General features: G+C 71.3%; 21 protein-coding genes, 2 rRNA genes and 1 pseudogene. 10 read left to right on the top strand and 14 right to left on the bottom strand.

Translation table 11 applies throughout. The features are described 5' to 3' along the window. Positions 1 to 109: 109 nt before the first annotated feature. The 5 genes from recN to KGD84_RS10070 all read right to left on the bottom strand — a co-directional run bounded on the left by recN (position 110) and on the right by KGD84_RS10070 (position 4,696). Complete coding sequence (gene recN / locus KGD84_RS10090; protein ID WP_220560004.1) at positions 110 to 1,819, bottom strand: DNA repair protein RecN; 1,710 nt, start codon at positions 1,817 to 1,819, stop codon at positions 110 to 112. A gap of 85 nt (positions 1,820 to 1,904) precedes the next feature. Then, positions 1,905 to 2,837 (bottom strand): NAD kinase, encoded by a 933-nt coding sequence (locus KGD84_RS10085; RefSeq protein WP_220560002.1) that lies wholly within the window; start codon positions 2,835 to 2,837, stop codon positions 1,905 to 1,907. Between the two features lie 112 nt (positions 2,838 to 2,949). Further along, the gene (locus KGD84_RS10080) at positions 2,950 to 3,750 is read right to left on the bottom strand and encodes a TlyA family RNA methyltransferase (RefSeq protein ID WP_220560001.1); all 801 of its coding nucleotides are present in this window, start codon (positions 3,748 to 3,750) and stop codon (positions 2,950 to 2,952) included. 6 nt (positions 3,751 to 3,756) lie between these two features. Beyond that, on the bottom strand, positions 3,757 to 3,945 hold the full coding sequence (locus KGD84_RS10075) for a hypothetical protein (protein ID WP_220560000.1): 189 nt from the start codon (positions 3,943 to 3,945) through the stop codon (positions 3,757 to 3,759). 49 nt (positions 3,946 to 3,994) lie between these two features. Next, on the bottom strand, positions 3,995 to 4,696 hold the full coding sequence (locus KGD84_RS10070; RefSeq protein ID WP_220559999.1) for a coiled-coil domain-containing protein: 702 nt from the start codon (positions 4,694 to 4,696) through the stop codon (positions 3,995 to 3,997). Between the two features lie 208 nt (positions 4,697 to 4,904). Here KGD84_RS10070 and KGD84_RS10065 point away from each other — a divergent pair, with 208 nt between their 5' ends. Beyond that, positions 4,905 to 5,255 carry an SCP2 sterol-binding domain-containing protein gene (locus KGD84_RS10065; protein ID WP_220559998.1) on the top strand — a complete coding sequence of 117 codons (351 nt, stop codon included), beginning with the start codon at positions 4,905 to 4,907 and terminating at the stop codon, positions 5,253 to 5,255. A 20-nt stretch (positions 5,256 to 5,275) separates the two neighbouring features. Further along, a complete protein-coding gene (locus tag KGD84_RS10060) occupies positions 5,276 to 6,571 on the top strand; it encodes a DUF1015 domain-containing protein (protein ID WP_220559997.1) in 1,296 nt (431 codons plus the stop codon). On the opposite strand, the gene KGD84_RS10055 is transcribed toward KGD84_RS10060, so the two are convergent. Next, positions 6,534 to 8,051, bottom strand: a complete 1,518-nt coding sequence (locus tag KGD84_RS10055; RefSeq protein ID WP_220559996.1) for a serine hydrolase domain-containing protein — start codon at positions 8,049 to 8,051, stop codon at positions 6,534 to 6,536. The two genes, KGD84_RS10060 and KGD84_RS10055, sit on opposite strands and share 38 nt — an antisense overlap. 95 nt (positions 8,052 to 8,146) lie before the next feature. Here KGD84_RS10055 and KGD84_RS10050 point away from each other — a divergent pair, with 95 nt between their 5' ends. Then, positions 8,147 to 8,953 (top strand): AAC(3) family N-acetyltransferase, encoded by an 807-nt coding sequence (locus KGD84_RS10050; protein ID WP_220559995.1) that lies wholly within the window; start codon positions 8,147 to 8,149, stop codon positions 8,951 to 8,953. A gap of 242 nt (positions 8,954 to 9,195) precedes the next feature. Next, positions 9,196 to 10,203, top strand: a complete 1,008-nt coding sequence (locus tag KGD84_RS10045) for an HAD-IIA family hydrolase (RefSeq protein ID WP_220559994.1) — start codon at positions 9,196 to 9,198, stop codon at positions 10,201 to 10,203. Between the two features lie 404 nt (positions 10,204 to 10,607). Here the strand turns inward: KGD84_RS10045 and KGD84_RS10040 are convergent, their stop codons facing one another. Further along, a complete protein-coding gene (locus KGD84_RS10040) occupies positions 10,608 to 11,081 on the bottom strand; it encodes a single-stranded DNA-binding protein (RefSeq protein WP_220559993.1) in 474 nt (157 codons plus the stop codon). Between the two features lie 267 nt (positions 11,082 to 11,348). Between KGD84_RS10040 and KGD84_RS10035 the strand changes: the two genes are divergently transcribed. Beyond that, on the top strand, positions 11,349 to 12,353 hold the full coding sequence (locus KGD84_RS10035) for an MBL fold metallo-hydrolase (protein WP_220565653.1): 1,005 nt from the start codon (positions 11,349 to 11,351) through the stop codon (positions 12,351 to 12,353). 257 nt (positions 12,354 to 12,610) lie between these two features. Continuing rightward, complete coding sequence (locus KGD84_RS33540) at positions 12,611 to 13,552, top strand: GNAT family N-acetyltransferase (protein ID WP_220559991.1); 942 nt, start codon at positions 12,611 to 12,613, stop codon at positions 13,550 to 13,552. 9 nt (positions 13,553 to 13,561) lie between these two features. On the opposite strand, the gene KGD84_RS10025 is transcribed toward KGD84_RS33540, so the two are convergent. Further along, positions 13,562 to 13,966 carry an NUDIX domain-containing protein gene (locus KGD84_RS10025; protein WP_220559989.1) on the bottom strand — a complete coding sequence of 135 codons (405 nt, stop codon included), beginning with the start codon at positions 13,964 to 13,966 and terminating at the stop codon, positions 13,562 to 13,564. A 53-nt stretch (positions 13,967 to 14,019) separates the two neighbouring features. Then, positions 14,020 to 14,859, bottom strand: a complete 840-nt coding sequence (locus KGD84_RS10020; RefSeq protein ID WP_255646434.1) for a hypothetical protein — start codon at positions 14,857 to 14,859, stop codon at positions 14,020 to 14,022. Here KGD84_RS10020 and KGD84_RS10015 point away from each other — a divergent pair. Next, positions 14,827 to 16,098: a hypothetical protein gene (locus KGD84_RS10015; RefSeq protein ID WP_220565934.1), complete on the top strand. Its 1,272-nt coding sequence runs from the start codon at positions 14,827 to 14,829 to the stop codon at positions 16,096 to 16,098. The genes KGD84_RS10020 and KGD84_RS10015 overlap by 33 nt on opposite strands. Before the next feature lie 198 nt (positions 16,099 to 16,296). On the opposite strand, the gene KGD84_RS10010 is transcribed toward KGD84_RS10015, so the two are convergent. From KGD84_RS10010 to KGD84_RS10000, 3 genes are all read right to left on the bottom strand, one after another. Continuing rightward, a complete protein-coding gene (locus KGD84_RS10010) occupies positions 16,297 to 16,473 on the bottom strand; it encodes a DUF397 domain-containing protein (protein WP_220559987.1) in 177 nt (58 codons plus the stop codon). A gap of 166 nt (positions 16,474 to 16,639) precedes the next feature. Next, entirely contained in the window at positions 16,640 to 16,813 is a 174-nt protein-coding gene (locus tag KGD84_RS10005) for a DUF397 domain-containing protein (protein WP_220559986.1), read from the bottom strand. Further along, on the bottom strand, positions 16,810 to 17,619 hold the full coding sequence (locus tag KGD84_RS10000; protein WP_220559985.1) for a helix-turn-helix domain-containing protein: 810 nt from the start codon (positions 17,617 to 17,619) through the stop codon (positions 16,810 to 16,812). The genes KGD84_RS10005 and KGD84_RS10000 overlap by 4 nt, the downstream gene beginning before the upstream one ends. A 919-nt stretch (positions 17,620 to 18,538) precedes the next feature. On the opposite strand from KGD84_RS10000, the gene KGD84_RS09995 reads away from it, so the two are divergent. The 3 genes and pseudogenes from KGD84_RS09995 to KGD84_RS09985 all read left to right on the top strand — a co-directional run bounded on the left by KGD84_RS09995 (position 18,539) and on the right by KGD84_RS09985 (position 20,961). Continuing rightward, positions 18,539 to 18,802 (top strand): hypothetical protein, encoded by a 264-nt coding sequence (locus KGD84_RS09995; protein WP_220559984.1) that lies wholly within the window; start codon positions 18,539 to 18,541, stop codon positions 18,800 to 18,802. A gap of 666 nt (positions 18,803 to 19,468) precedes the next feature. Beyond that, positions 19,469 to 19,826 (top strand): annotated as a pseudogene (locus tag KGD84_RS09990) (IS701 family transposase); the annotation flags it as partial. A 154-nt stretch (positions 19,827 to 19,980) separates the two neighbouring features. Further along, on the top strand, positions 19,981 to 20,961 hold the full coding sequence (locus KGD84_RS09985) for an STM4015 family protein (protein WP_220559983.1): 981 nt from the start codon (positions 19,981 to 19,983) through the stop codon (positions 20,959 to 20,961). A gap of 1,057 nt (positions 20,962 to 22,018) precedes the next feature. Here the strand turns inward: KGD84_RS09985 and rrf are convergent. Further along, positions 22,019 to 22,134 (bottom strand): 5S ribosomal RNA (gene rrf, locus KGD84_RS09980). A gap of 100 nt (positions 22,135 to 22,234) precedes the next feature. Next, a 23S ribosomal RNA gene (locus KGD84_RS09975) occupies positions 22,235 to 25,331 on the bottom strand. Between the last annotated feature and the right edge of the window lie 43 nt (positions 25,332 to 25,374).

Here is a 25,374-nt window from a genome sequence, read left to right as displayed (position 1 = left end):
GGTGGTCGGCGTGTTCGGTCATCGGCGCCCATGGCGCCGCACCCCGGCCCCTACCCGTCTCGGGGCGACTCACCCATCACATGTCACGGCGGACCCGCCGGGGACGTCCTCAGGCCGCCGGGTAGGCGCGCTCCGGATCGGCGTTGACCAGCAGTTCCTCGGCGTGCGCCCGGCCCAGCTCGGAATCCTCCAGACCCGCGAGCATCCGCGACAGCTCGCGCACCCGGCCGCCCCGGTCCAGGCGCAGCACACCGCTCTCGGTGACCAGCCCGTCGGTGGACTTCTCGACCACCAGGTGGGCGTCGGCGAACGCCGCCACCTGCGGCAGGTGGGTGACCACGATGACCTGGGACCGGCGCGCCAGGCGTGCCAGGCGGCGGCCGATCTCGACCGCGGCCTTGCCGCCCACACCTGCGTCGACCTCGTCGAACACGAAGGTCGGCACCGGGTCGGCGCCCGCGAACACGACCTCGATCGCCAGCATCACCCGGGACAGCTCACCGCCCGAGGCGCCCTTGTGCAGCGGCAGCGGCCGGGCGCTGGGGTGCGGTGCCAGCAGCAGCTCCACCTCGTCGCGCCCGTGGGACCCGAAGTCCTGCCCCGTGGTGATCCGCACGCTCACCCGCGCGTGCGGCATCGCCAGGGCGGTCAGCTCCTCGGTGACCGCCGCGCCGAACCGCTCGGCCGCCTCGGTGCGGATCCGGGTGAGCTCGCCCGCCCAGTGGTCCATCCGCCCGTACAGCTCCTCGGCCTCGGCCCGCAGCTCCTCGATGCGCTCGTCGTCGCCCTCCAGGGACGCCAGCCGCTTGGCCGCGTCCTCGGCCCAGGCCAGGATGTCGTCCGCGGTCTCGCCGTACTTGCGCGAGAGCGAGGTGAGCAGCGCCCGCCGCTCCTGCACGTGCGCCAGCCGGGCCGGGTCGGCGTCCACCGACTCGGCGTAGGAGGCCAGCTCCGTGGCCGCGTCGGTCAGGATGTAGGACGCCTCGTCCAGCCGCTCGCCGATCGCCGCCAGCTCCGGGTCGTGCTCGCGCACCGCCGCCACCGCCTGGCGGGCCGCCGACAGCAGCGCCGACACGTCCACCTCCACGTCGGAGGCCGGGTCGCCCACCAGCGCCTCGTGCGCGGTGGTGGCCGCCACCCGGAGCCCGTCGGCGTGCGCCAGCCGGGTCTCCTCCGCCAGCAGCTCGGCGTCCTCGCCCGAGACCGGCTGGGCCGCGGCGATCTCCTCCACCCCGAACCGGAGCATGTCCGCCTCCTGGGCGCGCTCGCGCGCCCGCTCGGTCAGCTCCGTCAGCTCCTCCGACACCTCGCGGTGCCGCCGGTGGGCCGCCGCGTACTGCTTCAGGGCCTTGCCCAGCTCCTCGCCCGCGAACCGGTCCAGCGACGCGCGCTGGCGGTCGGTGCGCAGCAGCCGCTGCTGGTCGGACTGGCCGTGCACGGCCACCAGGTCGTCGGCCAGGTACGCCAGCAGGCTCACCGGCGCCGACCGGCCGCCCAGCGTCGCCCGGGAGCGGCCCTCGGCGGACACGGTGCGCGCCACGATCAGCACGTCGTCGTCGAGCTCGCCGCCGGCCTCCGAGACCCGCTCGGCCACCCGGCCCTCGCGCGGGACCGTCAGCCGGCCCTCGACCAGCGCCCGGTCGGCGCCGGGCCGGACCCGCTGGGGGTCGGCGCGACCACCGAAGAGCAGTCCCAGCCCGGTGACGACCATGGTCTTACCCGCGCCGGTCTCACCGGTGACGACCGTCAACCCCGGTGACAACTCCAACACGGCGTCGTCGATGACCCCGAGTCCCTGGATGCGGACTTCTTCGAGCACCGAACCCTCTCCTGATCGTCGGCCACACTGTCTTGACGTTCTCCCGCGCCTCCCGGACGGCGCACCCGCGCGGGTGCGCACGCGGTCAGCGGCCCTGTTCCCGGCGGCCGCGCCACCCCGCCACGGGGAGGCCGAACTTGGCCACCAGCCGGTCGGTGAACGGCGCCCGGTGCAGCCGGGCCAACCGGACCGGCGTATCGGCACGGGTGATCTCGATCCGTGCCCCGGCGGGCAATTCGACCATACGCCGTCCATCGCACCAGAGCACGCCCGGCGCCGTGTCCGGCAGCACCTCCAGCGCCACCGTCGCCCGCGGGCCCACCACCAGCGGCCGGGCGAACAGCGCGTGCGCGCTCAACGGCACCACCAGCAGGGCTTCGACATCCGGCCACACCACCGGGCCGCCCGCGGAGAAGGCGTGCGCCGTCGACCCCGTCGGTGTGGCGCACACCACCCCGTCGCACGCCCACCGCGACAGCGGGCGGCCGTCGACCTCCAGGACCGCCTCGACGATCCGCCGCGACTCGCCCTTCTCCAGCGTGGCGTCGTTGAGCGCCCACGTGCGCACCGAGGGGACCCCGTCGGCACGGCCGCCGTTGAACACGGCCACGTCCAGGGTCATCCGCTCCTCGACGTCGTAGTTGTGCTCCACGACGCTGCGGACGGTCGCGCCCAGGTCCTCGCGCTCGGCCTCGGCCAGGAACCCGACGTGCCCCAGGTTCACGCCCAGCAGCGGGGCGCCCGCGGGCCGGGCCAGCTCGGCCGCCCGCAGCAGCGTGCCGTCGCCGCCCAGCACCATGACCAGCTCCACGCCCTCGGCCGCGGACTCCGGTTCGACGACCTCGATCGGGGACAGGACACAGCCCGCCTCGGCGAGCTCGTCCACCTCGTCCTTGAGCATGCGCACGGTCAGCCCGGCGCTGCTGAGGCTCTCGTGGACCAGCCGTGCGCTGCGCACCGCCGCGGGCCGACCGGTGTGGGCCAGCAGGAGAACACTGCGTCCGCCGGTCCTGGTCATCGTCGTCCCCTTACGTCCACTCCCCGAAGGGGAGTTCGAATGCGGGCCGGGGGGCCTGTGCGCCCACCCGGCCGGGTCACGTTACCGGACCCGTGCGACAGGGTGCCACGCCCTAGGCCGGCCCCTCCGCCACCGCCCGCTCCAGCCGGGCCGCGTCCAGCGCCGGGGCGCCCGAGCGCAGCCACAGGAAGTACTCGACGTTGCCCGAGGGACCGGGCAGCGGGCTGGCCGCCACGTCGACCGTGCCCAGGCCCAGGGTGAGGGCGTGGGCGGCCACGTCGGCCACGGCCCCGGCGCGCAGCTCGGGCTCGCGCACCACACCGCCCGCGCCCACCCGGTCCTTGCCGACCTCGAACTGGGGCTTGACCATCATGGCGAAGTCGGCCCCGGGGGCGACCGCGTCCCGCAGCGGCCCCAGCACCAGCTTCAGGGAGATGAACGACAGGTCGCCCACCACCAGGTCCGGGCGCGGCTCGCCGACCATCTCCGGGGTGAGCTCGCGGACGTTGACCCGCTCCATGACCCGCACCCGGTCGTTGCTGCGCAGCGACCACGCCAGCTGGCCGTAGCCCACGTCCACGGCGGTCACGTGGGCCGCGCCCCGGCGCAGCAGCACGTCGGTGAACCCGCCGGTGGAGGCGCCCGCGTCCAGGGCGCGCCGGTCGGCCACGTCCAGGGAGAACGCGTCGAGGGCCCCGATGAGCTTGTGCGCCCCGCGGGACACATAGGGGGGCTCGTCGGAAGGAGTGCGCACCACGATGGGCTGGTCCTGTCCGACCTGGGTGGCCGGCTTGGAGGCCACGATCCCGGCCACCTTGACCAGGCCCCCCTCGATGATCTCGGCCGCGTGGCCGCGTGAGCGTGCGTGCCCGCGGCGGACCAGTTCCGCGTCGAGCCGAGTACGTTTCGCCATGATCACCTAGGATACCGGCGACTGCGGCGCCGGCCCCTGGTCCAGGGCCCCCAGCACCGCGGACAGCTCGCGGTGCAGGGAGTCGAAGACCTCCACGTGCTCGGCGGTGGGCAGGCCCGACAGCCCCTCCAGGCGCTCCCGGGTGCCCTCCAGGGTCCGGGCGGCCAGCTCCTCGGCCTGTTCCTTGGGATTCATCGCCCCTCCGGTATCGACGGTCCGCGGCGGCCCCGACTTCTGGGCGGCCCTACTTCTTGGTGGCGCTGCGGGACTTGGTGGTGCGCTTGGCCGCGCCCGCCCGCGCCCGGCCGCCCTTGGCCGCGGGCTTGGCCGCCCCGGCCTTGGCGGCGGGCTTCTTCCCGGCCTCCTCCGCGTCCCCGTCCGCGCCGTCCTCCCGGGCGGGCTCGGCCGCCGCGGCCCCATCGGGGGACTCGGCGTCCACGGGGGCCTCGGGGGCCTCGGGGGCGTCCTGTCCGGCGGCCCCGTCCGGGGCGGGGTCCGCCACGGCGGTCGCCACCGCGGCGACGGCGGCCGCGGGCACCTCCTCGACCTCCACGGCCCGCACCTCCACCGCCGGGACCGAGGGCACCCGCTCCCGGCCCGACCGGGCCGCCAGCCGCCGCTCCAGCTCCGCCACGCGGCGCACCAGGCGCTCGTGCTCGGAGCGCGGCACCACGTCCATCCGCTCCAGGCGGTGCTCCACCTCCGAGCGCACCAGCTCCGCCAGCGCCTCCCGGTTGGCCCGGCTGGTCTCCAGCAGCTCCCCCGCCAGCGCCTGGATGGTCCGCCCCACCCGCGGCGGCGTGCCGCCCGGCTCCTGCTCCGCCGCCGGCGCGCCCGCCCCGCCCGCCCGCAGCAGGACCTTGGCCGCGGCCACCGCCTCCTTGCGGGACAGCTCGGTGAGACCACTGGCGGCATCCAGATACGTGCGCACCGCGTCGACGACCATGATTCGCGTACTCCTTGACGGACAGAACACCGGAAGGGGGAACGGCACCGGAAAACGGAAGGGCACCGTGGGCGGGGGGTTGCGCGCACAACGCTACCCGGGCGGCACGGCCCCTGCCACGCGAAACCGGGAGGTCGTCCCCTTCGTCCCTTTGCCCGGACGGCGACGCCGCCCCGGCGCCCCGGGCCGCATGCGGCATCATGTGCCCATGAACAGCATCGACGCATGCCTGGAGGGCATCGCGAAGCTCAACGAGCGGATCCTCGCCGAACCCGAGGCCGAACGCCGCCGGGTCATCGTCGAGCGCTCCGTCAGCGTGCTCGTCCCCGACCTGGGCACCGTGTTCGACATGCGGCTGACCGCCGACGGCCTCAGCGACATCACCCACCGCCCCCAAGAGGCTCCGGCGCCCCGGGCCCAGGTGCACATCACCGTCGGCAGCGACGACCTCGTCGACCTCGCCGACGGGCGGCTGGACCCGGCCCGCGCCCTCCTGACCCGCCGGGTCAGGGTCGACGCCAGCATGGGCGACCTGCTGCGCATGCGCAAACTCCTGTGACCGGGCGGTACCTTGCTGGGATGCCACGCCAACCTCTCGGGCTGGAACCCTTCCGCGGTCTGCGCTACACCGACGGAGACCTCGACCGGTTCATCGACGGGGGATTCGACCTCGCCCGTCTGCTGGCCCCGCCCTACGACGTTCCCGACGCCGAGGAGGCGCGGGCCCTGCAACGGTCCGACCCGCACAACGCCGCCCGGGTCACCCTGCCCTTCGAGCTCAGCCGCGCCAGCGCCGACGGCACCGAAGGGGCGATCCCCCGCCGGTACCGCGCCGCCGCCGCGCTGCTGCACGACTGGGTCGCCACCGGCGTGCTCTCCCCCGACCCCCGCCCGGCCCTGTACGTGTACGAGCAGGTCACCGCGGACGGCCGCCGCCAGCGCGGGCTGATCGGCAACCTGCGCCTGCCCGACGAGGGGTCCGAATCCGCGGTCCTGCCCCACGAGGACGTCGCCGACGCGCCCGTGCACGACCGGTTCACCCTCATGGGGGTGGCCCGGGCCAACCTCGAACCCATCTTCCTGCTGTACCGCGGCGCGGGCGGCGCCGCCTCCGCCGTCACCGAGGCCGTCGCCGACCCGCCCCTGGTGGAGGCCCGCACCCGCGACGGCTCCGAGCACCGCCTGTGGGCGGTCACCGACCCCGCCGACCACGCCCGGGTGGCCGCCGACCTGGCCGGCCGGTCCGCGCTCATCGCCGACGGCCACCACCGCTACGCCGCCTACCGCCGTCTGCACGCCGCCCACGGCGACCCCGGCTGGCGGTACGGGCTGGCCCTGCTCGTGGACAGCGACACCCACCCGCCCCGCCTGGGCGCCATCCACCGGGTCCTGCCGGGCCTGCACCCGGAGGAGGCCGTCGCGGCCGCCCGCTCCGTCGCCGCGGTCGAGGCCGTGGACGGGGTGTCCCCCCGTGTGTACGAGGGGGTGGAGGGCCCCGCGCTGGTGCTGGCCTCCCCCGACGGCGGGGCCCACCTGGTGCACGGCTTCGACGGCGACACCCTGGCCCGGGCCATGCCCGGCCGCTCCGAGCAGTGGCGGCGCCTGCCCACCGCGGCCCTGCACGAGGTCCTGCTGCCGCTGTGGGGCGTCCCCGAGGAGGCGGTGCGCATGGTCCACGACGACCCCGGCGAGGCGGTGGCCGCCGCCCACCACGAGAAGGGCACCGCTGTGATCGTGCCCGCCCTGGACGTCCACCTGGTCTACGACATCGCCGGGCAGGGCGAGCTCACCCCGCGCAAGTCCACCTCGTTCGGGCCCAAGCCGCGCACCGGGCTGGTCATGCGCCTGGTCGAGCCGTCGCCCCGGTACCGCTGAGCTCCCGCTGCGGGTCCTGTCCGCGGTGCGCCGCCAGGGCCCGCAGGCGCACCGCCCACACCACGGCGAGCGCCACCGCCGCCGCGACCAGCAACACCACCACGGACGGCACCGTGTACAGGGTCTGCACCCACGTGGCGTCGCGACCTCCCGCCAGCGGCGAGATCAGCCGGTGCGGGGCCAGGGCCGCGGCCACCACCGCGGCCGACCCCACCGCCCCGAGCACGCGCCGCCACCGGCGACCGTCCCGCACCCACACCCCGGCACGGCGCACCCCGCGCACCGCCCCGGCGGCCACGGCCGCCACCGCGGCGACGCACACCAGGTCCAATGCCAGCAGCCACGGCGCCGAGGAGCCGGTCGGCCCCTCCCCCTCGGCCAGGGCCACCAGGTTCCACAGCAGGGCGGAGGCGTCGCCCGCGCCCAGGCCGGTGTTGGCCATCACCGCGATCCCCACCCCGCTCTCCGGCAGCAGGGCCTGGTGGGCGGTGTAGGTGAACTGGATACCGCCGTGCACCAGCAGTGGCGCGCCCCCGCCGGTCTCCTCCACCTGCCAGCCCAGGCCGGAGTCGGCCGCCGGGCCCGTGCCGCCCGCGGCGGCGTGCGTCAGCGCCACCGCGTCCGCGGGCACCCCCGCGCCCCCGTCGGCGGTACGGCCGCCGGTGTTCTGGGCGACCAGCCACCGCGCCATGTCGCCGGCCGTGGACACCATGCCACCGCTGCCGTTGAAGTAGCCCTGCGGCTCCGGCAGGGCCCGGGCGCCGCCCAGCACCGCCACGTGCCCGGGGGCGACCCCGGCCTCGAACACGTCCCGCGCGGTGTCCACCGTGACCGTGTCGGCCATCCCCAGGGGGAGCAGCACCCGCTCGCGCAGCACGTCCGCGAACGGCTCGCCCTCCACCACCTCCACCAGGCGGGCCGCGATGTGGTAGTTCGGGTTGTGGTAGTTGCGCTCGGCCCCGGGGTCGGCCACCATCCCGGCGCCGGCCAGCCGCGCCACCGCGCCCTCCAGGTCCGCCGGGGTCGGCTCGCTCTTCTCCCGGAACCCGCGGTCGGACATGCCGGAGGTGTGCGTGAGCAGCTGCCGCACCGTGATCCGCGCACCGCGCGGGTCGTCCACCGCGAACTCCGGCAGGTGCTCGACCACGGGGTCGTCCAGGTCCAGCCTCCCCTCCTCCACCAGCGACGCCACCACGAGGGCGGTGAACGCCTTGCTCACCGACGCCATCCCCATCGGGGTGTCGGCCCCCACCGGCTCCCCGCGGGAATCGACCCCGTACCCGGCCGCCCGCACCACCTCGCTCCCCCGCGTCACCGCGACCGCCACCCCGGGCAGCGGCGCGTCCTCCAGGTAGGCCTCCACCCGTGCGTCCACCGCATCGGCCGTGAGACCATCCACGGGCGCGGCCGCCGCGGGCGCCGCCCACGACAGGACCGCCGCCACCGCCAGAGCCGCCGCCGACATCGTTCTCATCACCATGGCGCCATGCTCCCGGCCGGCCCGCTCCGCGCACCACGGTGCCGACCGCACACCCACCCTGCGGTACACCCCACCCCGAGGAGGAGACCCGCCCTATGACCGCCGCGCCCGAACCCGCGCAGGACGCGCCGCGCACCCGCGTCTCCCTCGCCCGCGACCTGGCCGGCCTGGGGTTGCGCCCCGGGGAGACCGTCCTGCTCCACTCCTCCCTCTCCGCCCTGGGCTGGGTGTGCGGCGGCGCCCAGGCCGTCGTCCAGGCGCTCCTGGACACCCTGGGGCCCACCGGCACCCTCGTGGTGCCCACCCAGACGATGGACAACAGCGACCCGTCCCAGTGGCGCAACCCGCCGGTGCCCGAGTCCTGGTGGCCGACCATCCGCGACCACACGCCGGGCTTCGACCCGCACGCCACCCCCAGCGCGCACATGGGGCGGATCCCCGAGCTGGTGCGCACCCTCCCGGGGGCCGTGCGCAGCCCGCACCCGCAGACCTCCTTCGCCGCCGTGGGCCCGCGCGCCCACGCCCTGCTGGACCACCACCCCCTCACCTGCCGCCTGGGCGACGAGTCGCCGCTGGGCCGCCTGCTGGACGCCCGCGTCCTGCTGCTGGGCACCGGCTACGACTCCTGCACCGCCTTCCACCTCGCCGAGTACCGGGTGCCCGCGCCCCGCACCGAACCGGTGGGCTGCGCGATCGCCACCCCCGACGGCGGCCGCGCCTGGGCCGCCTTCACCGACACCGCCCTGGACTCCGACGACTTCCCCGCCCTGGGCGAGGCGTTCGAGGCCACCGGGGCCGTCACCACGGGCCCGGTCGGCTTGACCACCGCACGCCTCTTCCCCGTCTCCGACGCCGTCGCCTTCGCCACCTCCTGGCTCACCGCCCACCGCCCCACCGCCTGACCCCCCGCCCCGGCACGCCCCCGCCGCCCTGAAGACGCCCCGCCCTCCAGCCGACAGCCCCCTGCCAGGCCGGTACAGGCGCGACATCCCGGCGGGCCGCCGGGGCGGGGTCTCCGGGGTGGGGCCGGTCCGGGGCGCTGCGACGGACGGCACACCGGGTGGGGAGGCCCGCGGCCCCACCGGCCGAGGGCCGCGTCATACCCTGGAGGGCGTCCGCCACCGCCGCAAGGAACGGGTCCGCCATGCCCCTGCTCGCCGCCGAGCGCCCCCTGAGCACCATCCACGACGCGATGCTCCTGGACCTGGACGGGGTCGTCTACATCGGCCCGAGCGCGGTGCCGGCCGCCCCCGAGGCGATCGACAAGGCACGGGCCGCGGGGGCGCGGGTGGCCTACGTGACCAACAACGCCGGACGCACCCCGGCCCGCATCGCCGAACACCTCACCCACCTGGGCATCAACGCCACCCCGCAGGACGTGGTGACCTCCGCCGAGGCGGCCGCCCGGCTGGTCGCCGAACGCCACCCGGCCGGCTCGGAGGTCCTGGTGGTCGGCGACACCGGGCTGCGCCAGGCGGTGCGCCGCATGGGACTCGTCCCGGTCACCATCGCCACCGACTCCGTGGTCGCCGTGGTGCAGGGCTACTCCCGCTCCGTGACCCGGGACCTCCTCGACCAGGGCACGCTGGCGGTGTCGCGCGGCGCCCTCTACGTCGCCAGCAACGCCGACGCCACCGCCCCCACCGAATGGGGCGTCACCCCGGCCAACGGGTCCTTCGTCCGGGTGATCGCGCACGCCACGGGAGTGGAGCCGATCATCGCGGGCAAGCCCATGCGCCCCCTCCACGAGGAGGGCATCCGGCGCACGGGGGCCCGCGACCCGCTCATCGTCGGCGACCGCCTGGACACCGACATCGAGGGCGCGATCGTGCACGGCGCCGCGGGCCTGCTGGTGCTGTCGGGGGTGACCACCCCGCTGGACCTGCTCGCCGCCCCGGAGCACCGGCGGCCCAACTACCTGTCCTGGGACGTGTCGGGCATGAACGACACCCACCCGGGCGTCGACGCCTTCCACGGCGGTACCCGCTGCGGGGGCTGGACGGCGACCCACACCCCCGACGGCCCGCTCCTGGAGGGCTCCGGCGACCGCCTCGACGGCCTGCGCGCCCTGTGCGAGGCCGTGTGGGCGAACCCGGCGGTGGACCCGGCCGGCCCGGCCGCACGCACCGCCCTGGCCGCCCTGGGCTGGTGAACCGGGCCGGGGCACCGCCCACCCGGGCCTGAACGCCTCCCCGTACGGCGACCTCCGCGGCACCCTCGCGCACCCCCGCCCGCCGTACCGGGTCGGCGCGCCGAACGGGGCCCCCGTCGCACGGACCGCTCCCGTCCCGGGCCCGCGGACGCGGGCCGCGGCCGCACACGGAACCCCGCCTCCGGGCCGGGCACCTACCGCACCCGGCCCCGCCCCGGGGAGGCGGTCCGCTTCCGTACTGGGCACACCGGGTCCGCGCCGGACCGGCGCCGCACCCGGCGCCCCGGATCCGGCTCGGCCCCAGGAACCGGCCGCGGCGCGGGCCAGGGGGCGCACCAGGACGGCGAGGACCCGTGCGAGCACCGCTCCGAGGAGACGCACCGGGCGGCGCGCCGCGCGGGCGGTCATCGCCCGGCCCCTTCCTCCGTCGCGCGCGGGAACGCGGCGGCGGGGAGGTCCCCGTCGGCCGGCCGCGAGCGGCGCACCAGAGCCACGGTCCGCGCCTCCACCTCGCACGTACTGCGCTCCTCCGCCCGCCCGTGCCAGAACCGGCGGCGCAGCGCCCCCGTCACCCGGACGACGTCGCCCAGCCGCCACTCCACCAGCTCCGGATGCAGCCCGGGGTCGAAGCCGACACAGTAGACCGCGTCGGAGCGGCGCCCCGACACCCCCTCGCGCGGGGGCCTGGCCATGCACATCCGCCAGCTGGCCAGGCGGTTCCCGTTCGCCATCTCCCGGAACACCGGCTCGGCGGTGATGCGCCCCACCAGCAGCACCTCGTTGCGGTGCCCGCCGTCCCGGCCGGGGTCCTCCCCCGGGTCCGTGCCCTGCGCCGCCCGTGCGCCCCGCCCCGCGCTCCGCAGACCGTTCTCCCGCATGCGTCGTCCTTCTTCCCGAAGACCCTGTGACACCGGCGTGGACCAGCGGGCGGCACGACGGCCGGCACGTGTGCCCCCACCTTCAGGATCACCGGGGCCGACCGGCGGCGAAAGGGCTTCGCCCCGCCTGTGGACAACCTCCGGAACGGTGTCGTCCGATGATCCCGCCCCCGGTCAAGACGCACACCGCCCCCGTGTCCTAGAGTCGGATTCGGATGCGGTTCCTCCCGGAACCCACGACGACCACAGGGAACAGGGGTGCCTGCCGTGCACGACGACGTGGACGTGAGCCGCCTGCCCGAGGGGGTCACCCCCCTGGGCGACGACATCTTCGCCATCGACACGATGCTCGCCGGATATCCGGGCATCGTGTCCAGCTACCTCATCCGTTCCGAGCGTCCCTGCATCGTCGAGGTCGGCACCGCCGGTTCGGCCCGGGTCCTGCACGACGCCGTCACCGCCATGGGCCTGGCCCCCGCCGACCTGGCCACCATCGTCGTCACCCACATCCACCTCGACCACGCGGGCGGCACCGGCGACATGGCCGCCCTCTTCCCCAACGCCGAGATCGTCGTCCACGAGCGCGGCGCCCGCCACCTCGCCGACCCCAGCCGCCTCATGCGCAGCGCCGCCATGGTCTGGGGCGACCGCCTCGACACCCTGTTCGGGCAGATGCACCCCACCGAGGCGCGGCGCATCCGCTCCGTCGCCGAAACCGGCGAGATCGACCTGGGCGGCGGCCGCAGGCTCGTCACCCACTACGCCCCCGGGCACGCCAAGCACCACATGGGCCTGGTCGACACCCTCACCGGCGACCTGTACGTCGGCGACGCCCTAGGCGTCTACAACCAGCTCACCGGCGACGTCCGCCCGGCCACCCCGCCGCCGGACTTCGACATGCAGGCGTGCCTGAGCACCCTGCGGCTGTTCTCCGACATCGACGCCCAGCGCCTGATGTTCTCCCACTTCGGAGCGGTCGACACGGTCGCCGAGACCATCGACCGCGCCCGGTCCGAGCTGCACCTGTGGGTGGAGACGGTCCGCGAGTCGCACGGTTCGGCCGGCGACCTCGACCACGCCATCGCCATGGTGCGCGACAAGGTCGTCAGCCGGTACAAGCCGCTGCCCCCGGACGCCTCCCCGGAGTCCGCCGCCGTCCTGGACATCCTCAGCGGCGCCGAGGCCAACGTGTCGGGCATCGTGCACTGGCTCGACCGGCTCGAACAGGAACGCGCCGAGGCCGAGCGCAAGGAACGCGAAGAACAGGGCTGAGCGCCCCGGCCCTGGCACGGCGACGGGAGGGGCGGGCCCTGGAAGTCAGCCCCTCTCCCTCACACGGCCCCGGCACCGTGGCACCCGGACGGGTGACGGCACGTCACGGGCCGGGGCGGGAGAAGCCACAAAGAACGGTGGCGCGTTCACGGACGCGTTCACACCTGCAGAGGGGGCCCGGGCCGGCTCCGACGGGGAGCGCGGAAAGGCCCGGAAAACCATGTGCGGGGGTGACCCGGGCCACCTAGGCTCACCGCATGACGCTCCAGATCCGGCCGATGGAAACCGAGGACGTCCCCGCCGTCCTCCCGTTCCTGCGCGCCCACCACCCCTACCGTGTCCTCACGGAGAAGGCCGTGCGCTGGCGCATGGCGAACCCCACCCCCCATTCGACGGACCTCCCGCTCGTGGCGACCGACGGCGACGGCGGGATCGTGGGGTTCACCCGCTCCCTGCTCACCCGCCCGGAGGGCCGCGACCCGCACGGCCTGACCTTCCTCACCGCGGTCGCGGAGCGGTACCGCGGCGGCGACCTGGCCGCCCGCCTCCTCACCGCCTCCGAGGAGTCCCTGGTGGAACGGGGCGCCCGCACCCTGCGCACCGAGGTCGCCGAGGAGCCGGTCCAGGCGGGCGGACCGGTGCTCCACGAGGTCGCCCTCGACCAGGGGTACGCGGAGGAGGAGACCCACCACATCCTGGGCCTGGACCTGTCCCTGCTGCCCCCGGCGCCGGAACCGCCCGCGGGCGTGGAACTGCGGACGTTCCGGGAGTACGCCGACGACCCCCGGCCGGTCTACGAGCTCGACCGGCTGGCCAGCGAGGACGAACCCGGTGCCGTGCCGAGCGTCGGCTTCATGACCTTCGAGGACTGGGTGAACGGGCCCTGGAACCACCCGCTCACCGACCTCGACCTGAGCCTGGTCTTCCTGCACGAGGGCACCCCCGCGGGCATCACCTGCTACGGCTCCGACCGCAGGAGCCGCATGGAGTCGTCGATGACGGGGACCCTGCGCGAGTACCGGGGGCGCGGGCTGGCCGGATACGCCAAGCATGTCGCCCTGCTGCGGGCGCGCGAACAGGGGTTCACCCACGCCGCCACCGGAAACCACGAGAACAATGCGCCCATGCTGGCCATCAACGCCCGGCTCGGCTACGCGCTGCTGGGCAAGGAGACCGGCTACGTCAAACCCGTCGCCTGACCGGCCCCCTCAGGGGCGGGCGCCGGGCAGGTCCAGTACCCGCAGCAGGTGGGCGTAGAGGCCGTCGGCCCACGACAGGCTCTCCTCCGGGGGCAGGACGTCGAACTCCCGCACCTCGACCGTCTCGAACTCGCCGCTGAGAGGGACCGTCTCCAGGACGGGGGCGTGGGTGACGACCGTGACGTGCCCGTCGGCGAGCACGTAGTACCCGGCGACCTCCACCGCGCCCAGGGTCGCCCCGGCCTCCTCAGCCGCCTCCCGCCGGGCGGTGTCCACGACGCCCTCCCCGGCCTCGGCGTGCCCGCCGGGGAACTCCCACGCGCGCCGCCGGTTGCGCACCATCAGCGCTCGGCCGCCCCGGTGGGTCAGGCACACCACGGAGTCGTACGCCGGGGGAAGGGCCCCCAGGCGCACGACGGCGCCGCCGAGCGGTCCACGACCGCCCGGCGGCGCCAGGGGATCCGGGGTCAGTCGCGCTCCCGGTCCCGCGGGGCGTCGGCCCCGTCGTCCTTCACTGCCTCGGACTCGGCGTCGGATTCGTCGGCGGGCCCGTCCTCGGGCTCGTCGGCATCACGGGAGTCGTCCTCGTCCTCGAAGTCCTCAGGCTCGCCGTCCCGGGAGTCGTACTCGGCCCCGTCCTCATCTTCGAGGGCGGGCTCGGCCGGACGGGCCTCCCGCGGGGCCTGCGGCTCCGCGAAGTCCTGTTCCTCGAAGTCCTGCTCCTCGGCGTCGGTCCAGATGATGCCGTCCTCCGGGTCGACGTCGACCAGCTCGACACCCTCCAGCACGGCCAGGCGCTCATCGGCGTCGGTCACCCCGTCGCTGTCCACGGCGGAGGCGCGCGAGAAGTACTCGCGGGCGTCCTCCTCACGGCCCAGCTCCTCCAGGACGTCGGCGTAGGCGTAGAACAGGCGCGCGATCCACGGCCGGGCGCGGCGCTCCTTCAGTTCGGGAACCTGGAGCTCGGCCAGGGCGCCCTTGATGTCGCCCATGTCCCGCCGGGCACCGGCGGCCACGATGCGCAGCTCGATGCGCTCGGCGGCGTCCAGCTGCTCGCCGGCCGGGTCCCCGGTGATCTCCAGAGCCCGCTCGGGTCGGCCCAGGCCGCGCTCGCAGTCGGCCATGATCGCCAGGAAGTTGTCACGGCCGCTCATGCGGCGCGCGGCACGCAGGTCGGAGAGGGCCTCCTGCCACTTGCCCACCGTGTAGGCGGCGACACCGGAGGCCTCCCGGACACCGGGGACCCGGGACGCCTTGCGCCGGGCGTAGGCGGCGTGGGCGTAGGCGCGCTCGGGGTCCTCGTCCACGAGGAGGCCGGCCGCCACGATGTGCTTGCCGACCAGTTCCGCCAGGGACTTGGGCAGCGAGCTGAGGTCGCGCCTGGTGTCGGCGTCGAGCTGGTCGTAGGTCGCCTCTTCGGGAAGCTGGGGAGCGATGTCCGCGGGGTCGCGGTCCTCACGGGGACCGCGACGGTCGTCGCGCCCGCGGTACCCGCCCCGGTCGTCCCGGCGGCCACCTCGGTACCCGCCGCCCCGCCGGTCGCCACCGCGGTATCCGCCGCGGTCATCGCGCCGGTCGCGGTCTCCGCGGAAGCCGCCGCGGTCCTCGCCGCCACGGTAACCACCACGGTCGTCACGGCGGTCGTCGCGGCCGCGGTACCCGCCCTCACGGCGGTCACCACCGCGGAAGCCGCCGCGGTCATCGCCACCGCGGTATCCGCCGCGGTCATCGCGCCGGTCGCGGTCACCCCGGTATCCGCCGCGGTCCTCGCCGCCACGGTAACCACCACGGTCGTCACGCCGATCCCGGTCACCGCCGTGGTAGCCGCCACGGTCGTCCCGGAAACCACCCTCACGACGGTCACCACCGCGGTAACCACCACGGTCGTCACCGCCCCGGTGGACCCCGCGGTCGTCACGGCGGTCGCGGTCGCCCCGGTAGCCGCCACGGTCATCGCGCCGGTCGCGGTCACCCCGGTAGCCGCCACGGTCATCGCGCCGGTCGCGGTCACCCCGGTAGCCGCCACGGTCATCGCGCCGGTCGCGGTCACCCCGGTAGCCGCCACGGTCATCTCCGCCGCGGTAACCACCGCGGTCGTCACGGCGGTCGTCGCGGCCGCGGTATCCGCCCTCACGGCGGTCGCCGCCACGGTATCCGCCACGGTCGTCGCCACCGCGGTACCCGCCGCGGTCATCGCGCCGGTCGCGGTCGCCTCTGTAACCGCCGCGGTCGTCGCCACCGCGGTACCCGCCGCGGTCATCGCGCCGGTCGCGGTCGCCTCTGTAACCGCCGCGGTCGTCGCGGCCCCGGTAACCACCACGGTCCCGGTCCCCGCCGCGGAAACCACCGCTGCGGTCATCACGGCCACGGTCACCCCGGTAGCCGGAACGGGAGCGGGAGTCGTCACCACGTCCCCGACCGTAAGACGCGCCGGAGCGGTCACCACTGTGCTCGTTCGCTCCGGAGTCCTGGCGGTCTCCCGATCGGCTGTCCTCAGTCATCCAACCCGTCCGTCAACAGTCAAAAGCGCTGCCACTGAGCAGTAGCAGCGCGTCAAGTACTCGTGCCCTCCAGCTTACGTCATGGAGCAGATGCGGGCCGCCAAAGTCCCAGTGCTCAAAGTCCCAGCCCAGCGGGAAATACCAGCTCCCGCGGGCCGCCCTAAGCGCCCGCCCGCGCCGGGGTGTGCCCGCCGGCCCGGCCCCGCCGGAGGTCGTTCGACGGGGCCGGTTCACGTTCCGGGGTCACTTCTCCGCGAGCGCTCCGACGGCCGCGACCCACTCCACAGCGGCGAACTCGAGGTGGCCGAGCTCCTGGTGCCGGGTGTCGCGCACGGCCGTGGTGGAACCTTCCGAGACCTCGACACAGTCTCCGCCATTTCCTCCGCTATAGGTTGATTTGTGCCAGTCCTGATGCTTCACGCCATCAGATCCTTCCTGATCTCACGAATTCGCTGTGCTCAAAGTCCCAGCCCGGCGGGAAATACCAGCTCCCGCCGGCCGCCCGAAGCGCCCGCCCGGGCCAGCGGGCGCACCCCGGTCCGGTCCCGCCGGAGGTCGTTCGACGGGGCCGGTTCACGTTCCGGGGTCACTTCTCCGCGAGCGCTCCGACGGCCGCGACCCACTCCACAGCGGCGAACTCCAGGTGGCCGAGCTCCCGGTGCCGGGTGTCACGCACGGACGTGATGGAACCTTCCGGCACCTCGACACAGTCACCCTGGGCCCCGCTGTAGCTGGACTTGTGCCAGTCCTGATGCTTCACGCCATCAGATCCTTCCTGATCTCACGAATTCGCTCAATGGAGTCCGAGGGAGGAAGCGCATCCGCTTGCATTGCTCCGAACAACGTCCGCATATGGGCCACATCCTGCGTGCCACTCCGCGCCACGTCACCCAAGGCGTGTTCTACGAACACGACCGCCTGTTCCTCACGCAGGAACATGAGGCGGAACGGAGGGCAGATGCCCGGGTGCAGCAACCGCTGCGGCAGGACCTGGAAGCGGATGCTCCTCCGATCCGCCAGCTCAGCGATGTGCTCCAACTGATCGGCCATAACGGTGAGCGACCCTACCGGATGCGTGACCACTACTTCGTCCACCACGAACCATAGCGCCGCCTTTCGAGGGAGTAGGGCCGCCAGCCGCCTCGTGCGGGTCTGGACGATCTGGTCGACCTCCTCATCCGAGGCCTGAGGCTGCCACGCACGCACCAGGGCCTCGGCGTAGGAGGGGATCTGAAGCAGCCCTGGAACGAGGATCGACTGGTACTGGAAGGTCTGCTCGGCCCGACCTTCACTCGCCAGGGCGTTCTGGAACCAGTCCGGCACACTTCTGCTCTTGATAGCGGAGGACCACCGCCTGAGCAGGCTTCCCTCTGTAGCGAAGACGGCTTCCAGGGCGTCCACTTGATCCCGTGTCGCTACACGTATCGCCCTTTCCAGGTGCCCGACCATGGCGCCGCTCACCTGGATGCGCTTGCCCAGCTCCGCCTGAGAAATGCCCAGTTCAAGGCGGTTTCGTCGTATTTCCTGGCCGAATGAGATCCATTGCTTATGGGGATTCTGCGGCATACAACAAGTCAACTACAGATCCACAACTCTCGCTACCGGATTCTCCTATAAGCGACGGTTCTCCCGTAGTTCTTCCGCGAGGGGCCTGCGCCGGGGATATTGATTTCCGTAGGACGCCTCTCACAGGCAAAAGCCCTGGCGACCGTTTGCTGCGGTCCCAGGGCGGAATCCCTACCGGATATCGAACTCACCGAGGAGAGACGCAATGAAGTGTATCGCCGGGTGGCACGGCCCTCCAGGGGGCGACCGGGAGGCGCCGGCCCCGACAGAGGAACGGCCACGGACGCGCCACCTGCGAACAGGCGAACTGATCACCGTGCACCGACTCGCGTCCGAGGCGAACGCGGCCTCCCGTGCGGATCGGAGCACGAACACCACCGCTGGAACCGCCTTCGCACTCCACCACCGGGTCAGTCGGTTCGGCGACCTGCTGTCATCGGAGTTCTCCCCTGATCGCACCGGACCGGTGCCGCTCCCACCGAGGACCACGCCGAGCCCGGATCCGGAGCCGGGGTCGGGCCCGGCTCGGTCGAAGCGCCGAAAGTCCCCGGGGATGGGCCGGGTGATCCCGCTGCGGCCGGGCCAGGCCGGGTGGACCCTGCCCCTCGAAGGGCGCCCCCTGGCCCTGGTGCCGGGGCACGGCCGCCACCACCGGCCCGAGCCCCGGCGGCACCTGTCATTGGAGGAGTACAGCCACCGGTTCCCGAAGCGAATCCCGAACGTGGCCGCGACCAGGGGCTCCTCCTCGGCCGACACGTCCGGCTCCCTTCCCCCTCCTACTCCGGCCGCCAAGCCATCACAACGGCTCCGAGCGCGGTGGCGCGCGTCCCGGGTGCGGACCTACGTATCCCACCCGGGAAGGGACATGGCCCCGCTCTCGCTCGCGGTGCGCGCCTACCTCGAGCGGAAGGTGAAGTGAATGTCCGTCGGTGACATCCGGATCGCGGACCTGTTCGAGGCGATAGGCGACGCCTTGACCCTGCCGCCGGGAACGACCCCGGCGGACGAGGCCGCCCGCCAAGCCCTGCTCGGACACCGCATCACCGCGGTATGCGCGGCGGTGGACCACGTGCAGGCCACGGGTGATCCGATCCAGGCCCTCGCCCTGCTCGACACACAGGTCGAGACACATCCGATCGCCTACACCCCACAACCGCGTCGAACCCCGGAAGGTGGCCGATGATGCCGCCGCTGTGCGAGCAGACCAGCCTGAACAGCTCCGGCCTCCGCCGCACCTGTGTCCTGGAGGCCGGTCATTCCGGCGAGCACGAGGACCTTGTCGGGTGGAGGTGGGAAGCACCGGAGATCGTGCTCGAACGGCTCCGCTCCACCTGGGGAGGTACGCACAGGGTCGCCTGGACGGGGTCCCTGTGGGTGGCGACCCACAGGGACCCGAACGCGGCCTGGCGCACACACGTGGAACCCACACCCGCCCAGTTGGAGGACCGCCTCCGCCGGCACGCGGGCTCTGCCGCCACAGGTGTGGGGCGCGGTGGCTCCTCCCTGCCGGGCATGAGGGGGTGTTCGCCCGACCGGGGTGGCCGGTCATAGCGGAGGGCGCTGTGGGGCCTTCGCCCCTCCGGGGAAAGGAGGAGAGAAGGGCCAGAGGTGTCCTTCTGCCTTGGCCCGGGGGTGCCCCTATGTTCTTTCAACGCTGTGGTGGGTGGCGGGTGTGTCTGTTGGGGGCCGAGGCACTACCGGAGAGCGGACCATCTCCTTCGGCCCCAGGAGGTGTGGGCAGGAGAGACCGCCACTTCCGCCCCAGGGGGTGACGGCCGTACATAACCGCGGCCCCGACCACAGACCGGAGGAAGGACCGCGACCTGCACCCCGGACCGGCCGGACCGATGGCCGCAACCCGCACTTGCGCTCCTACCAGGAGAAACAACGGGCCGGGTACGTGATGGAGATGGCCGCTACCGACACCCTCTCCCAATCCGCGCGGGGCGATCGCGGTCAAGGAGTTGGCCGCCCTGGTTCCCGAACAGGCCCGGCAAAAGCGCTCTGCTGGGGCCGGGGCCAAGGGAGAGCGGCTTTACCACTGGGCTCTCATTGACGATCGCTGTGATGAGTACGGGGCGCGGTCGGTGCTGATGCGCCGCAACCGCACCAATGGTGAGCTGGCGTTCTTCCACTGCTACGCCCCCGAGGCGGTGCCGCTGTCGCGGTTGGTAGCGGTGGCCGGGCGCCGCTGGAAGGAGTCCTTTCAAGGACACGCTCGACGTTGCCACTACCGCAGACAAGCAGTTCAGAAATCATGACAAACCGGAAGTCCAACTGGAGTACCAGAGTCACCGCGCTTCGTCTGTCCTCCGGAGCTGCTAGGTACGGGGGACATTCCACCCCCTGAAGGGATTTTCCATGCCTGACTTGACCGAGTTCGCGGGTCTGCCCGTGGTCGAGTTCCCTGCCAGTGGCACGGACGAGGAGCGGATCATCCGTGCACGCGAACGGGGCGGGGATCCGCACGCTCCCGGCTCCGTGGCCTGGCGGCTGCGGTACGACAGAGAGGCGTGCGAGGAGCACCTCGCCCGTTTCCTGTCCGTGGTGGACACCGAACAGGTGGGTGCACTGGTCATCGGCGACTGGGAGGCCGCCGCCGGAGGCCAGTACCAGATCGCACGCCTGCTGACCGAGCACGCCCACGCGTTGCCGAACCTGCGTGCGCTCTTCTTCGGCGACATCGACGGCTCGGAGTGCGAGCTGTCTTGGATCGACCAGCCCGACCTGGCCCCGCTCGTGGCGGCCTTCCCCCGGCTGGAGGAGCTGGCTGTGAAGGGCGCCGACGGCATAGACGGCGAGCTCGGGCTGCACATCCCCTCGCACGCCTCGCTGCGTTCCCTGACGCTGGAGACCGGGGGCCTGCCGGGCCGGGTCGCGCGTCAGGTGGCGTCGTCGGGGCTGCCCGCGCTAGAGCACCTGGAGCTGTGGCTGGGGATGTCGGACTACGGCTGTGACACCTGGCCGTCGGACCTGGAGTCGGTGCTCTCGGGTGAGGTGTTTCCCCGACTGCGGTACCTGGGTGTGCGCAACGCCGAGACGCTGGACGGGTGGCTTCCGGCACTGGCCGACGCACCCGTGCTCAAGCGCCTGGATGTGCTCGACCTGTCGCTGGGCGTCCTCACGGACCGGGGCGGTCAGGTGCTCGTGGACCGGGCCACGGCCTTCGCTGGTCTGCGCAAGCTCGATCTGCACCACCACTACCTGAGTGAGGAGATGGAGGAGCGGGTGCGGGCCGCGTTCGACGGGTCCGGGGTGGAGGTCGACCTGTCCGACCGGCTGGAGCCCGAATACCACGGGGACGATGACGAGCCCTTCTACTACACCGCCGCGTCCGAGTAGCCGGGACCCGTCCGCCCTCCCCGGCTCCAGGGGGCGTCGGGAGGAGAAACCTCCATCCGCACCCCAACGGGTGACAGCCGCAGGTACCCGCGGCCTCGGCCTCGGCCCGGAAGAAGAACCGCAACCTCGCTCCAAGGGGTGAAGGCGACAGGTACCGGGATGGGCGAGGGCGACAGGTACCGGGACCTCCGCCACAGAGGGGTGAAGGCCGGCGGTCCCTCCTCCCCTGACCCTCGCGGGCCAGGGCTGCGTGAATGCTCTGCCTTCACCCCCCGAGGGGTCGGGGAGGGCAATGCCGACAGGGGTTACTACGGCGGGCGGCTGGGGTGACAAGCGAGGTCTGAGCAACAGCCTGTTTCCAGTCGGAGCGTTCTTTCCCTGGACCTGTGGCTGAGCGTGCCGCCTGGCGCCGACCCGTCCCCTGAACCAACCCCCACCACCCCGGACGTGCACTCAACGCACCCGCCCGGCGGTCTGCCGGGCCTCGTACGCGGGGACGGATCGACGCCCGGCCCGGGTCTGTACCTTCCCAAACGGTGATCGGTGGAGCACAACACTTCTGAGAGAGCGCCCACAGACCGCCCTTCCCAGATGGTGACCGACCTGGAAAAACCTCACAGTCCGCCTCACCCCCTTGGGCTGCGGTTGAGTCCCGCTCTACCAAAACCCCCTGGAGTCCGGCCGAGTCCCGCTCTACCGACACCCCTTGTGGCCCGGGCCGCGTGACGCCCTCCGGCTGTGGCCAAGGCCTCCAGGACAGGCAGAAACCCCTCGGTGTCCGGGACAGAGGAAACACCCGCCCCGACCTCTTGCAGCCGAAGGAGACGATGCTCCCTCCGGCAACCCCCGAGACCCCGGACAGACCCACCCCCACCCCACACAGCATTGAAAAGGGAACAAGCAGAAAGACCGCTGCGGCCGCCACCCCTGCGACCAAGGCCCCTAGAACACAAAAAAGGGGGGCCGCCCCGAGGACGACCCCCCACACACAAACACCCGCACCCCGAAAACAGGGAAAGCCCCCACCCGAAGGCAGGGGCTCTCAACCCGAAGAAAACCGTGGCGGCAACCTACTCTCCCACCCCACCACAGGGCAGTACCATCAGCGCAAGGAGACTTAACGACCGGGTTCGGAAAGTAACCGGGTGTGACCCTCCCACCATAACCACCACGGAAACCTATCACCCAACACCACACCCACCAGGGCACAGCACCAGGAAAACCAGATTCCACCAGTTATGTGAAACGTATGCGCGAGCACCCAATTATCTGCAGCGGACAAGCCCTCGGCCTATTAGTACCGGTCAGCTCCACCCCTCACAGGGCTTCCACACCCGGCCTATCAACCCCATCGTCTCTAGGGAGCCTTACCCTCTCAAAGGAGGCAGGAGACCTCATCTCGAAGCAAGCTTCCCGCTTAGATGCTTTCAGCGGTTATCCCTCCCGAACGTAGCCAACCAGCCATGCCCTTGGCAGGACAACTGGCACACCAGAGGTTCGTCCGTCCCGGTCCTCTCGTACTAGGGACAGCCCTTCTCAAGTCTCCAACGCGCACAGCGGATAGGGACCGAACTGTCTCACGACGTTCTAAACCCAGCTCGCGTGCCGCTTTAATGGGCGAACAGCCCAACCCTTGGGACCAACTCCAGCCCCAGGATGCGACGAGCCGACATCGAGGTGCCAAACCATCCCGTCGATATGGACTCTTGGGGAAGATCAGCCTGTTATCCCCGGGGTACCTTTTAGCCGTTGAGCGACACCGCTTCCACACGCCGGTGCCGGATCACTAGTCCCAGCTTTCGCTCCTGCTCGACACGTCCGTCTCACAGTCAAGCTCCCTTGTGCACTTACACTCAACACCTGATTACCAACCAGGCTGAGGGAACCTTTGGGCGCCTCCGTTACTCTTTGGGAGGCAACCGCCCCAGTTAAACTACCCACCAGACACTGTCCCCGAACCGGATCACGGCCCAAGGTTAGATGCCCGAAACAGTCAGAGTGGTATTTCACCAACGCCTCCACCACCACTAGCGTGGCAGTTTCACCGGCTCCCACCTATCCTACACAAACCATCCCAAACACCAATGTCAAGCTATAGTGAAGGTCCCGGGGTCTTTCCGTCCTGCTGCGCGAAACGAGCATCTTTACTCGTAGTGCAATTTCACCGGGCCCATGGTTGAGACAGTGGGGAAGTCGTTACGCCATTCGTGCAGGTCGGAACTTACCCGACAAGGAATTTCGCTACCTTAGGATGGTTATAGTTACCACCGCCGTTTACTGGCGCTTGGATTCCCAGCTTCACAGGGCGAACCCCGTTAACCGGTCCTCTTAACGTTCCAGCACCGGGCAGGCGTCAGTCCGTATACAGCGTCTTACGACTTCGCACGGACCTGTGTTTTTAATAAACAGTCGCTTCCCCCCGCTATCTGCGACCCCACCCAGCTCCAGCCGCAAGGGCTCTCACCAGACAGGGCTCCCCTTCTCCCAAAGTTACGGGGACAATTTGCCGAGTTCCTTAACCATGGTTCACCCGAACGCCTCGGTATTCTCTACCTGACCACCTGCGTCGGTTTAGGGTACTGGCCGCTCACGAACTCGCTAGAGGCTTTTCTCGACAGCATGGGATCACTCACTTCGCCAAAAACGGCTCCGCATCACGTCTCAGCCATTTATGGGGGGCGGATTTGCCAACCCCCCGGCCTACACGCTTACCCCCGGACAACCACCGCCGGGTAGAGCTACCCTCCTGCGTCACCCCATCACTTACCTACTACAAGCTCGGATCCCAGACCAGCACAGCAACCCGTCCCGAAGGACAGAAAGCCGGCCGGCGTGGTTAGCATCACCTGATTCGATACTGGGCGCTCGTGCACGGGTACGGGAATATCAACCCGTTATCCATCGACTACGCCTGTCGGCCTCGCCTTAGGTCCAGACTCACCCTGGGCGGATTAACCTGCCCCAGGAACCCTTAGTCAATCGGCGGCAACGTTTCTCACGTTGCTTTCGCTACTCATGCCTGCATTCTCACTCGCACGCCCTCCACCACACGATCACTCGGCGGCTTCACCGAACGCACGACGCTCCCCTACCAACCCCACCCCAAAGGTGGAGCTTCACAGCTTCGGCGGTGTGCTTAAGCCCCGCTACATTATCGGCGCAGAACCACTTGACCAGTGAGCTATTACGCACTCTTTAAAGGATGGCTGCTTCTAAGCCAACCTCCTGGTTGTCTCAGCAACTCCACAACCTTTCCCACTTAGCACACGCTTAGGGGCCTTAGCTGATGATCTGGGCTGTTTCCCTCTCGACTACGAAGCTTATCCCCCGCAGTCTCACTGCCACGCTTCACTTCACCGGCATTCGGAGTTTGTCTGACGTCAGTAACCTTGTCGGGCCCATCAGCCAAACAGTAGCTCTACCTCCGGCAAGAAACACGCAACGCTGCACCTAAATGCATTTCGGGGAGAACCAGCTATCACGGAGTTTGATTGGCCTTTCACCCCTACCCACACCTCATCCCCCAGGTTTTCAACCCTGGTGGGTTCGGGCCTCCACGAGGTCTTACCCCCGCTTCACCCTGGACATGGGTAGATCACTCCGCTTCGGGTCCACAGCATGCGACTCAAATCGCCCTATTCAGACTCGGTTTCCCTACGGCTACCCCACCCGGGTTAACCTCGCCACACACCATGACTCGCAGGCTCATTCTTCAAAAGGCACGCCATCACCAGATACAAGACCCAGCTCTGACGGCTTGACAGCACACGGTTTCAGGTACTATTTCACGACCCCTCACCGGGGCACTTTTCACCTTTCCCTCACGGTACTAGTGCACTATCGGTCACCAGGACGTATTTTGGCTTAGCAGGTGGTCCTGCCAGATTCACACGGAATTCCTCGGGCTCCGCGCTACTCGGGGACAGCGTCAACACCCGACCAGAACCTTCACCTACGGGACTCTCACCCACTCCGGTACCGCTTCCCAACGGTTTCAGCTAGCTCTGATCTCAAGTGCTCCGGGTAAGCAGACCCGAAAAGACACGCCCCACAACCCCGCACACGCAACGACTGCCGTCTATCACACGCGCACGGTTTAGCCTCTTCCCCGTTCGCTCACCACTACTAGGAGAATCACTGTTGTTTACTCTTCCTACGGGTACTGAGATGTTTCACTTCCCCGCGTCACCACCAACCGCCCTATACATTCAGGCGGCGGCAACCCGACACAACTCGGGCTGGGTTCCCCCATTCGGACACCCACGGATCACAGCTCGGTTGACAGCTCCCCGTGGCCTATCGCGGCCTCCCACGTCCTTCATCGGCGCCTGGTGCCAAGGCATCCACCGTATGCCACTATCACTTGGCCACTACAGATAACAAGATGCTCGCGCACACTATTCACAAATCAAA

Source organism: Nocardiopsis changdeensis (genome assembly GCF_018316655.1).
GTDB classification, from domain to species: domain Bacteria; phylum Actinomycetota; class Actinomycetes; order Streptosporangiales; family Streptosporangiaceae; genus Nocardiopsis; species Nocardiopsis changdeensis.
This window is presented reverse-complemented; position numbering and strand designations above follow the sequence as displayed.

Coding starts and splice junctions, on each gene's coding strand:
- KGD84_RS10085 (WP_220560002.1), bottom strand. CDS start 2,837: ATGACCAGGACCGGCGGACGCAGTGTTCTCCTGCTGGCCCACACCGGT.
- KGD84_RS10080 (WP_220560001.1), bottom strand. CDS start 3,750: ATGGCGAAACGTACTCGGCTCGACGCGGAACTGGTCCGCCGCGGGCAC.
- KGD84_RS10075 (WP_220560000.1), bottom strand. CDS start 3,945: ATGAATCCCAAGGAACAGGCCGAGGAGCTGGCCGCCCGGACCCTGGAG.
- KGD84_RS10070 (WP_220559999.1), bottom strand. CDS start 4,696: ATGGTCGTCGACGCGGTGCGCACGTATCTGGATGCCGCCAGTGGTCTC.
- KGD84_RS10065 (WP_220559998.1), top strand. CDS start 4,905: ATGAACAGCATCGACGCATGCCTGGAGGGCATCGCGAAGCTCAACGAG.
- KGD84_RS10060 (WP_220559997.1), top strand. CDS start 5,276: ATGCCACGCCAACCTCTCGGGCTGGAACCCTTCCGCGGTCTGCGCTAC.
- KGD84_RS10055 (WP_220559996.1), bottom strand. CDS start 8,051: ATGGTGATGAGAACGATGTCGGCGGCGGCTCTGGCGGTGGCGGCGGTC.
- KGD84_RS10050 (WP_220559995.1), top strand. CDS start 8,147: ATGACCGCCGCGCCCGAACCCGCGCAGGACGCGCCGCGCACCCGCGTC.
- KGD84_RS10045 (WP_220559994.1), top strand. CDS start 9,196: ATGCCCCTGCTCGCCGCCGAGCGCCCCCTGAGCACCATCCACGACGCG.
- KGD84_RS10040 (WP_220559993.1), bottom strand. CDS start 11,081: ATGCGGGAGAACGGTCTGCGGAGCGCGGGGCGGGGCGCACGGGCGGCG.
- KGD84_RS33540 (WP_220559991.1), top strand. CDS start 12,611: ATGACGCTCCAGATCCGGCCGATGGAAACCGAGGACGTCCCCGCCGTC.
- KGD84_RS10000 (WP_220559985.1), bottom strand. CDS start 17,619: ATGCCGCAGAATCCCCATAAGCAATGGATCTCATTCGGCCAGGAAATA.
- KGD84_RS09995 (WP_220559984.1), top strand. CDS start 18,539: ATGTCCGTCGGTGACATCCGGATCGCGGACCTGTTCGAGGCGATAGGC.
- KGD84_RS09985 (WP_220559983.1), top strand. CDS start 19,981: ATGCCTGACTTGACCGAGTTCGCGGGTCTGCCCGTGGTCGAGTTCCCT.